This is a genomic window from Streptococcus mitis, assembly GCF_001579035.1.
GTDB classification, from domain to species: domain Bacteria; phylum Bacillota; class Bacilli; order Lactobacillales; family Streptococcaceae; genus Streptococcus; species Streptococcus mitis_J.
In genome coordinates, this window is record NZ_KQ970291.1 from 54,500 (window position 1) to 64,006 (window position 9,507).

General features: G+C 38.0%; 15 protein-coding genes and 1 pseudogene. 15 read left to right on the forward strand and 1 reads right to left on the reverse strand.

Annotated elements, in window-relative coordinates:
* Nucleotides 1–209 precede the first annotated feature (209 nt).
* The 15 genes and pseudogenes from SMIDD26_RS09310 to SMIDD26_RS11930 form a co-directional block, all read left to right on the forward strand.
* Nucleotides 210–815: a Rha family transcriptional regulator gene (locus SMIDD26_RS09310; protein WP_061439913.1), complete on the forward strand. Its 606-nt coding sequence runs from the start codon at nucleotides 210–212 to the stop codon at nucleotides 813–815.
* An 11-nt stretch (nucleotides 816–826) separates the two neighbouring features.
* Complete coding sequence (locus SMIDD26_RS09315) at nucleotides 827–1,075, forward strand: hypothetical protein (RefSeq protein WP_061439914.1); 249 nt, start codon at nucleotides 827–829, stop codon at nucleotides 1,073–1,075.
* Nucleotides 1,076–1,193: 118 nt separating this feature from the next.
* Complete coding sequence (locus SMIDD26_RS09320) at nucleotides 1,194–1,622, forward strand: hypothetical protein (RefSeq protein WP_000517935.1); 429 nt, start codon at nucleotides 1,194–1,196, stop codon at nucleotides 1,620–1,622.
* Nucleotides 1,623–1,624: 2 nt separating this feature from the next.
* Nucleotides 1,625–1,774, forward strand: a complete 150-nt coding sequence (locus SMIDD26_RS12345; protein WP_000387644.1) for a hypothetical protein — start codon at nucleotides 1,625–1,627, stop codon at nucleotides 1,772–1,774.
* Nucleotides 1,775–1,972: 198 nt separating this feature from the next.
* Nucleotides 1,973–2,176, forward strand: a complete 204-nt coding sequence (locus tag SMIDD26_RS09325; RefSeq protein ID WP_061439915.1) for a hypothetical protein — start codon at nucleotides 1,973–1,975, stop codon at nucleotides 2,174–2,176.
* Nucleotides 2,173–2,604 carry a hypothetical protein gene (locus SMIDD26_RS09330; RefSeq protein ID WP_061439916.1) on the forward strand — a complete coding sequence of 144 codons (432 nt, stop codon included), beginning with the start codon at nucleotides 2,173–2,175 and terminating at the stop codon, nucleotides 2,602–2,604. The genes SMIDD26_RS09325 and SMIDD26_RS09330 overlap by 4 nt, the downstream gene beginning before the upstream one ends.
* The gene (locus SMIDD26_RS09335) at nucleotides 2,601–2,807 is read left to right on the forward strand and encodes a hypothetical protein (protein WP_061439917.1); all 207 of its coding nucleotides are present in this window, start codon (nucleotides 2,601–2,603) and stop codon (nucleotides 2,805–2,807) included. The genes SMIDD26_RS09330 and SMIDD26_RS09335 overlap by 4 nt, the downstream gene beginning before the upstream one ends.
* Before the next feature lie 4 nt (nucleotides 2,808–2,811).
* A complete protein-coding gene (locus SMIDD26_RS09340) occupies nucleotides 2,812–3,075 on the forward strand; it encodes a hypothetical protein (RefSeq protein WP_061439918.1) in 264 nt (87 codons plus the stop codon).
* On the forward strand, nucleotides 3,072–3,587 hold the full coding sequence (locus SMIDD26_RS09345; RefSeq protein ID WP_061439919.1) for a hypothetical protein: 516 nt from the start codon (nucleotides 3,072–3,074) through the stop codon (nucleotides 3,585–3,587). The genes SMIDD26_RS09340 and SMIDD26_RS09345 overlap by 4 nt, the downstream gene beginning before the upstream one ends.
* Nucleotides 3,580–5,031, forward strand: a complete 1,452-nt coding sequence (locus tag SMIDD26_RS09350) for a virulence-associated E family protein (protein WP_061439920.1) — start codon at nucleotides 3,580–3,582, stop codon at nucleotides 5,029–5,031. The genes SMIDD26_RS09345 and SMIDD26_RS09350 overlap by 8 nt, the downstream gene beginning before the upstream one ends.
* A gap of 620 nt (nucleotides 5,032–5,651) precedes the next feature.
* Nucleotides 5,652–6,212: a coiled-coil domain-containing protein gene (locus SMIDD26_RS09355; RefSeq protein WP_061439921.1), complete on the forward strand. Its 561-nt coding sequence runs from the start codon at nucleotides 5,652–5,654 to the stop codon at nucleotides 6,210–6,212.
* Nucleotides 6,213–6,359: 147 nt separating this feature from the next.
* A complete protein-coding gene (locus SMIDD26_RS11925; RefSeq protein WP_134990273.1) occupies nucleotides 6,360–6,614 on the forward strand; it encodes a hypothetical protein in 255 nt (84 codons plus the stop codon).
* Entirely contained in the window at nucleotides 6,614–7,432 is an 819-nt protein-coding gene (locus tag SMIDD26_RS09360; protein ID WP_061439922.1) for a hypothetical protein, read from the forward strand. Before SMIDD26_RS11925 ends, SMIDD26_RS09360 begins: the two co-directional genes overlap by 1 nt.
* Before the next feature lie 36 nt (nucleotides 7,433–7,468).
* Nucleotides 7,469–7,861, forward strand: a complete 393-nt coding sequence (locus SMIDD26_RS09365) for an ArpU family phage packaging/lysis transcriptional regulator (RefSeq protein WP_061439923.1) — start codon at nucleotides 7,469–7,471, stop codon at nucleotides 7,859–7,861.
* Between the two features lie 410 nt (nucleotides 7,862–8,271).
* Nucleotides 8,272–8,530 (forward strand): annotated as a pseudogene (locus SMIDD26_RS11930) (tyrosine-type recombinase/integrase); the annotation flags it as partial.
* A gap of 93 nt (nucleotides 8,531–8,623) precedes the next feature.
* Here the strand turns inward: SMIDD26_RS11930 and rpsD are convergent.
* On the reverse strand, nucleotides 8,624–9,235 hold the full coding sequence (rpsD, locus tag SMIDD26_RS09370; RefSeq protein ID WP_000092756.1) for a 30S ribosomal protein S4: 612 nt from the start codon (nucleotides 9,233–9,235) through the stop codon (nucleotides 8,624–8,626).
* Nucleotides 9,236–9,507 lie beyond the last annotated feature (272 nt).

Consider the following 9,507-nt stretch of genomic DNA (forward strand, 5'->3'; position numbering starts at 1 on the left):
AATCGCAATACTACTCTACATTTACAGATTTCTCATGTGGTGCTTTACCACTAGGGATTGATGAACGGATCCAGCTAACTATTTACTAGACTACCTTGCTTGCTACCTATGGCAGTATTAAGGAACTATTCTCCTGAAGTATATTTCATGCTTTACCTTGGTACTGTTTTAGGTGGCAAGCACTGACAAAAGAAGAAAGGAGCGAACCAATGGAACTGGTTTACATGGATGGCAAGAAAGAGCCGTATACTACGAGTGAAATCATCGCTGAATGTGCTGAAGTACAGCACCACACTATTACACGCTTAGTCAGAGACAATAAAGCTGATTTTGAAGCGTTGGGAATACTTGGATTTAAAATCCATAAATTAGATAAGAGAGGGCAACCTAAAAAATGCTATATTCTAAACGAACAACAGGCTACCTTGCTGATCACCTATCTAAAGAATACCGAACCTGTACGGCAATTTAAAATGAATCTAGTCAAAGCCTTTTTTGAAATGCGTGATGAACTTTCTAAACGTTATCTTCAAAGAGAACTGGAAAAGCCAAAGCGCAAGACCTTAACCGAATCTATCAAATCATGGGAGAAAGCACCCAAGCATGCCTATAGCACTCTTACAAACCTACTGCTAAAGGGAGCGACTGGGAAAAACAAGTCTCAACTCATGCAAGAGCGAGAAAGTGAAAACGGTATTGACAGTTTAACAAGCGCGGAACTAACAAACTACCAACGTTTGGAGGATATGGCAATAGCGATGATCAACTTGAATATGAGATATTCAGAAATTAAAGAACTAATTTTTAAAGCATAGGAGTATAGAAAATGGAAAATGATTTTAAGACAGTTACAAATGCTAAGGGAGTAGAAATTCCTAAGTATTTCAAGGATTTTAAAAAGCTAGTCGAGATGGACAGACAACTAGCCGAGTATCTTTGTATGAACTATGAGGATTTGGACAGTGAAGACCTGGGCGCATTTCTTGAAACGGTGGAGCAGGGATTCAGCTGGATTCTGGATCTTATCGAAAGTAAAGACTTGCTTTATAACCCCCATACAGGGAAAAAAGCGTGAAAAAAGACAACAAAAAAAGTCACTTGCGGAGAGTTTGGCGACCGAGGCAAGCGACAAGATTAAGAGTATAGATATTTTTTCTATACCTTGATTATAGCATAGAAAGACAAGGTATACAATGGGAAAACAACATCAAGCAGTAAAATTCAAAGATATTGCTGAAAAATTGTCCGAATTAGAGGGCAAAAATTTAGAAGAAATTGCTGGAGTATTAGGCTACCGCAACTTGGAGAGTTGTAGGGTCAATCTTTACAATCTGAGACAAAACAAGCGTCTAGGGTTTGAAGTAGAAAAAGGGGTGTACTCCAAGTTCGCACTCTTGGACGATTCGGTAAAAGAGGAACTGGAAGACAAGGAATTGTCAGACCGTGGGCGCTATTTGAAGAGCGTAGACCGCTACAAGGCTATGCTAAACGCCTTTTCTATCGCCTTTGATAGTACAGTCAAGGCGGAAACCAGACAAAAAGCAGAACATGACGGCTTGAAAGCCTTGGACAGAATCCCAGATAAGCACTACGCCCTACTTTATGACATGATGGAGGGTTAGGGATGGAAGCAAAAACTCACTTCGCTAGATTCATGCGTAGAGGCATGGAGTTAGCGAGGCAATTACATAGTAAAGAAATCCAACGTGATGAATTTGATAGAGCCTGGAAAAGATTAGGTGATCAAATCGAAAACGAAACGAAGAAAAACTAAGAAAACCGAAGTGCAGGCAAGCAATTAGAAAAGGTTTTGAAAAACGAGTGCTGACACGGCGACTATAAGCACTTGTTTAGCAAAAATGTGGGTCATTACCCACGAAACATCACTACATGCGTCAGCCAACTTGGGGCAAACGCCCAGCGTTTGGAGTGGTGGTAATCGTGTATAGGAAACAGGCAGAAAAGGAAAAATATGACAAAGGAAAATTTTGATATTTTAACTGATTATGAAGAACTTTGCGGAAGGTTGAAAGACATTTTGATAGTTTTAGGAATGACTAGTGTAGGAGAAGATTCTGAAAAGACAGCTACCATCAATGTAGTATCTCAAGCATTAGAAAGTCTAATTATAGAACATACAAAAAACACTAATAAATATAGAGAGGACATAGCATGAATGATTATTTCAAAGAATTTAAAAAAGACTTAGGACTTGTAGAGGAAAAGCTGGAGATTTTATCAGAGTGGCATAAGTCTAAGAATCATATTGGCGCAACGGAAATTGCTGAAGATTGTATTTCAGTAATTAGTGATCTATGGATAAGTTTTTATAAATTATCTGAAGCGTACAAGATGCAGGAAGCTAGTCATGAAGAATTTTATAATAAGAATGTTGAGAACTTACTGGGAGAATTAAAAAAATATGACGATGAGTGTGCAGAAATGTACAATAAGAAACCTGACTGGTTACTATTCAATTACTTAAATCAAGTAATAAGCGAAAACAAGTTAAGTAATGATATTACTCATGAGACTGCTTCAACTTGGACGTATTTACGAAGTTTAGTAGCGTCTGATTTACAAAAAAGAGGGCTTTTAAAATGAATGAACTAGATATAAGCAATACACAGGCGCTTATTTTTACCGTGCTTTTGATTGGCTTTCTCATTTACCTAAACCAACGAGACCGCAAAAAGAGCGTCCAAATTGAGCGAGAAAACAGGAAACTGGTAGAAAGACCTAGTGAGAGTTTAAGCCCTGACTATGGGCGATATATCCAACTTGCAGGTATTAAGCCGTGGAGGTGACGATATGTTTGAAAGGATGATTGAAGAAATTCAAATAAAAATATTAGAAGCCTTAGAACGTTACCTAAAAAGTCATGAGAAAATACCTCCCCGAATCATTGGATTGATTTCCGCAAAACGAGTACAGGAAGAATTAGATATAAAATACCTGACCTTACAAAAATGGGAAAGAATGGGCTTGAAGCGTTATCAACCTCCAGGAGACGATAGCAGAAAAGTTTATTACAAAGTGGACGAAATCCGTAAGTTTATGGGGGTGGGAGAATGAGAGTGATAGAGTTAACCTTGTCTAGTAACAAATTGGCCTTGTTTGGCTTTCTTAAGTCTACCCCTACCCAAGCTTGGAAGAATGGGAAACACTTCAAATTTATCTACTTTGAACCGATAGGCGAGGCGCTGACGGATTTTCACTATAAAGGTTTGTATGTGGCTGTCAAAGATGAAAAAGAGCAAGTGGAGGGTTGGAAATTAATTAGAGACTTGGAGATAGCTTTGGCCAGCTCTGACTTGCTGACGATTCTGAAAGAGTTAGAGGTAAACAAATTGACCGAGCAACGGCAGGGGCTTGGAGTGGAGTTGAAAGGCTGGGTTTTTGACCTGATTTGTAATGGCATTTATACCAGGTATGAGACTTCACTTTTTGTCCGCTTGCTATTTGTAAATGGCTACAGCTTTAGTCAGTTGGTGGACCTATTTTCAGCAATCGTCAAACGGAAAGACCTAGCCAGCTATTTCCTAGAAGTAGCGACAAAATTCTATAAGGAGGTGGCTTTTGAATAGTGAAGAAATTGTAAGTAAAATCATCGAAGAGAATCAGCAACAAATACCGCCTACCGTGGTAGACTTGACCCAAGCAAGGGAGACAAGTGAGGAAAACAATAGCCTAGATTTAACTCCTAAAACCAAAGGAAAAGGCTTTGTCATCACCTTGGACAATCTCAAGAAGATTTTGAGTGGGGATAGTAAGCTAAAAGGGGCGATACAGTACAACACTTTTACATATGAAATTGACGTTACCAAGTCTATTAAGTTAAATGGTAGAACCTTGAGCGGTACAATCGATGACCTGATTATCAGAGAGATTAGGGCATATATTGCTACCAAGTATAAGATGGATTATAAAAAAGGGGATATTGCTGATATCTTGGAAGTGGTGGCTGGAGAACATAGCTACAATCCCTTAAAAGACTATCTGGAATCTTGCGAAAGCGAGTATAAAGAGTTAGTAAATCAGCATGATCCCTTTGATATTTTAAGGCATTATCTCAATATCAAGGATGACGAATATAACCGTATTATCATGGACTTATTTTTCCGTGGAGCGGTTGCCAAGGTGTTTGATCCTACTGTTAAGTTTGACTTTGTGCTGGACTTGACTGGAAGGCAGGGAGTAGGAAAGACCCAATTTTTTGAGGGGCTTTTTACTCACAAGTATTTTACAACTGTTGAGACCTTCACAGACAAAGATGACAAGGCTAGAATGGTAAGAAACTGGTGTGTATTTGATGATGAGATGGTGGCCAGTAAAAAGGCTAGTTTTTCAGAATTGAAGAAATTCATCACAGAAACCAAGCTAGAGTTTAGACCGCCTTACGCTTCCAGTGATAGGCGACTCCCTAAGAGTTTTATCATTGTCAGAGCAACCAATGACCATGATTATTTGAACGACTTGACAGGAGAAAGGCGCTTTCTGGTTGCGGAAGTCCACAAGGACACCGCTTATAAAGGCAGGAAGTGGACAGAAAAAGACCGTAGAGCCTTTTGGGGTGCTATGGTGATGGCTTGGAGAGCTAACCAAGTCTTGAACCTGACAGACGAGCAAGAAAAGCTAGTAAATGAGGTTAGAAGCCGTTACAAGTTTGTTGATGAAACCCTTGAGGATTTGGAGCGCTATTTAGGCACTCCTTACCCAAAAAGAATGTATCAGTTCCCGATGACCGACAGGACGCGATACTATTATATCTACGACATGATGAACGAGGGATACTATAGAAATAACAGGGGCGGAACGGTTGAACTGGACACAGACACCTACGGCGAACTGGTAGACAGGGATAAGATGACCATTAACCTATTTTTTCAAGAGGTGTATTTGACGGACAAAGTACCGCCAAAGGATAAGGCTAAGGTTAAAAAGTACATGCAAAACCGAGACGGCTGGGAACATAGGCGATCAACAAGATTTGGTAAAAGTATTAAACCAGCTTACGTTAAAAAAATGTAGTCAGTGTAGTTTATTTTTAAAAAGTGACTACATTTTAAATAGGAAGAAAACCCTTGATACATAAGGGGTTAGAAATAAGTGTTGTTTTTTACTATTTTACTGACTACACCCCTAAACCCTTGGTATTATTGACTTTTATATAAAAATGTAGTTATTTTCTATTTATTAAAGAGTATATGAAGATAAGAGATAAAAGGCGTTTATTGTTTATTTTTTTGGGAGCAAGGTGACTACATGACTACGCAAGGCGAAAAGCCTTGGGACTGTAAGGCGGATAGCGTAGTCACTAGATATCCCAAAATGACTACACTTTTTGGAATCGTGAGGAATAGACCTAAAAGGAATGAAAATAGTAACTTAAATGAGTAACTTTTAAAACGGAAATCATACTTGTATTTTACATAATGAGAAAATGTAAATAGGAAATCATAAAAATAGCCCTCCCTCCTTGATAGACAAGGCGAGAAGGGAGGTCGCTTAAATTTAACAGAATAGAAGATATGTTAAATATAACAGTAGTGAAATGAGGTGAAAATGTTAGAAAAACCAAGGATAAGAAACGAGACAAAACAAATCAACGATGAATACAAAAAATACTTAACAAAGAATTGGAGAAGAAAATGAATGTAATTGAAAAAAACAAAAAGAAACTAGAAGAAGTACGGAACAAACAAGCGAAAGAATTAGCTGAAATCAGTGATCAGTTACCAATAATCGAATCTGAAATTAGTTCACAGTATGAAGAATTGGCTGCTGCTGAAGCCAACTTGGATGTTGAATCTTACACCAAAATTGAAGAAAAGATTTCCGTATTAAATAAAAAACGAGAAATGTACAAAAATCGTCTTAGTAACATTGAAAATAAGAATTATATTTCTAAAGAACAGACGCAAAGTATTGAGGATGAAATCCGTGATTTTATAAAAAAAGAAGATGATAGATTATTTAAAAATGCTAGTAGTCTTCTTAAAGAACTTGAAGATCTTTATACAGAATGCAATAATTTAAGAAATGAAGCTGAGAACACAATCTGTGACTTACAAACAAACTTTACCACTAAAGGTACTACAGGATTTAATTTTTATTCCTACGAAATCAGAGGCGAAAATCTTCGTGATGCAATGAATTGCTTCAAGGAGTTTGAAGCGTATAAATTGATTTTAAACTACAATAAAAAATAATAAAATCTTCAATAGAAATATAAATGTATAAGAAACTCATAGCTGAGAGTAGGGGGCATCCCCCCTCCCCCTCGGTGTTCCCGAACTACACGCCATCACTGTACATATTTTCTCGCGAGCGAGAAAGATAAAAAGGAGTAAATAGGATTGAATGAAACTACTGTAACTAGAAAATGCTCCAAGTGTCATGAGACTAAAGAATTATCTAGCGAAAACTTTTATAGGAAGCATTCGGACAAGATGGGCTTCTCAAAAGTTTGTAAGCTATGTAATAAAAAGAAAGACGCAGAGCGTTACCAAAAGAAAAAGGACAAGATATTGACCCAAAAGAAACGATACTATAGACGTCAGAAAGAGCGCCAAAATGAAAAAGGCGGTTTACTGGAAGGAGATGAAAAATAATGGAAGATATATTCCCAAGTCTACTCCAGAAAATCAAGGCAGAATTTGAAAAGGCTAGGCTAGATAGTGAGATTCTGGAAAAGTTGCTGGAAAAGCTAGAAGAGAATAAAGCTAATTATCTGGACGCTAATCAATACGCTATAGAAATTGGTGAAATACTCTCAAAGGTTTTAGGAGCTTACTTAAGTAATGAAAGCCTACCAGATGGTAAGATGTACTATAATATCGCTAAACGATTGCTGGAAGATGTTTTGGGTCGAAACTATGACCTTGTAAGCGAATATACTGAAAAAGTTCAAGAAGATTTAAACCTTAGGGCTAACCTTCGCATTCCTGCTCAAGTTCCTGAGTTGAATCAAGATAGGATTGACGGCTTAGTAAATCGTTTAGCTAGTGAAGACGATTTTGGAGCTGTAAAATGGTTGGTAGGTGAAACGATCGTTAATTTCACCCAAAGTATTGTAGATGATACGATTCAAAGAAATGTGGTATTTCAGTATAAAGCAGGACTTAGCCCTAAAATTACTAGGCGAACGGCTGGGAAGTGTTGTAAGTGGTGTCAAGAACTGGAGGGTAGTTATAAATATCCTTCCGTTCCCCATGATATTTACAGACGGCATAGTAATTGTAGATGCACCGTTGAATATTATCCGCAAGATGGTAGATTGCAGAATGTACATACCAGAAAATGGAGTAATATCAATCAAGAAGATGTGGAGCGTCGAAAACAGATAGGTATAGAGTCCGCTGAAGAACGTAAAAGAAAACGAGATGAAAGGATTGCCAAGTTTGGGAATCCTAAAAGAAGATTAAGATAGTCCTGAGGTATAGGAGTAGAAAGGTTGTCGTTAAAAATGGAGCTGGATAAGTTTAAAACGATGATGAACGTCAGAAAGCGGATGACTTACTTTCTGAGATTCCAGAGGATGGCAGGAAGTGAAAACCAGGTTACGATAGATGAAAAGTCTTGGAAACTTATCTTACCTGATCAGTGGAATTTGACTAGTAAGCATGAAAAAGTAATCAGAGAGGGTCTAGAAACATTTGTCCATGATATCAATAAGATAGAGAATGAACGTGCTAGAAAGTGTTTTATCATTCATTATTGCTACATGAGAAGACAGACGGCAAGTGAATGTGCTAAGATTGCTGGGGCTAGTTCAACTAGCTATCAGAGATACAAACAGATAGCTGTCTTAAACTTTGCTAGAATCCACGAGAACGGAGAACTAGAAGCCTATAAGTAGCTATCAGCGGAATGATTGCAGTCTAGGGCGCCCCGCTTTAGGGCGTCATCATATAAAACTCCATGAATCAGTTAGAAGCCCTTGGAAATGAATCTAGGGGCTTTTAGATTTCCGAATATATAGGTTGGCGATAGTGTGGTATAATGGTGCTAGGTAATAAAAAAGCACGTTTGACCGTGCTAGTTTCTTGCCTGCTGAACTCATCATATAGTATAGTGGCTCCTTTGTGGGGCTTTTTTTGTGAACATTTTTAGGAACTTTTAAAGAATTTAAAGAAAATATAAGGAAATGTGATTTTAAAGAAAATCAGCAATATAAAGGCTTTTGCTTACTAATGAAATATAAAAATCAAGCGGTAGCGGAATAAACATCAAATTTAAAATAACAGACTTAAACTTTTCTTATTTCCTCAATACCCAAACAATAAAACACTAGCAACTCGTTTAAACACACATTTCAAACATGCTGGTGTACCTAACATTGGTTTTCATGGTTTTCGCCATACTCACGCTAGTCTCTTGCTTAACTCTGGAATACCTTACAAGGAACTTCAGCACCGTCTAGGACATTCCCAATTATCTATGACCATGGATATATACAGTCACCTCTCAAAAGAGAATGACAAAAAAAGCAGTTTCGTTCTATGAAACTGCACTAAAAAGTTTATAACTGAACAAATAACTGAACAAACCCAGAAATCAACGTTTTAAGACAAAGCAAAAAGCCCACTGTTGTAGGCTTCTTACAATATAAAGTCTTATCTTAAAGCATTTTGTTGTAAAATTCAACGACAAGTGCTTCGTTGATTTCTGGGTTGATTTCGTCGCGTTCTGGCAAGCGAGTCAATGAACCTTCCAATTTTTCAGCGTCGAATGATACGAATGCTGGACGTCCAAGAGTAGCTTCTACTGCTTCAAGGATAGCTGGAACTTTCAATGATTTTTCACGAACTGAGATCACTTGACCTGGAGTTACGCGGTATGATGGGATATCAACGCGTTTTCCGTCAACAAGGATGTGACCGTGGTTTACGAATTGACGAGCTTGACGACGAGTAGTCGCAAGACCAAGACGGTAAACAACGTTATCCAAACGACGTTCCAAAAGAAGCATGAAGTTGAAACCTAGGATTCCACCTTTGATTTTTGTAGCTTGTACGAACAAGTTACGGAATTGTTTTTCACCTACACCGTAAGTGAAACGAAGTTTTTGTTTTTCAGCCAATTGCAAACCGTATTCTGACAATTTAGAACGGTTGTTTGGTCCGTGTTGTCCTGGTACGTAGTTACGACGTGCCAATTCTTTACCTGTACCTGTAAGTGAAAGGCCAAGGCGACGAGCTTGTTTCCAAGATGGTCCTGTATAACGTGACATGTAAATGTCCTCCTGATATAAATAATATTTCGGTGGAAATAGTCACTTAGAAAGCCCTGATTCGTGCAGATGCCCTTCGCCTAAACAGCCAAGGTTACTTATCATAAGACACCTGTTGACGAGCTTCATGCTTTCCTGCTGATATTTCACACAAAATTCATTTTACCATGAATGGCTAGATTTGTAAAGGGGTTTTAAGCTTTATTTTCACTGGGTATTAAGCGGGGTAATTTCTCAAAGTAACTTCCACTTGCCTGACCAAAGTGGAAATT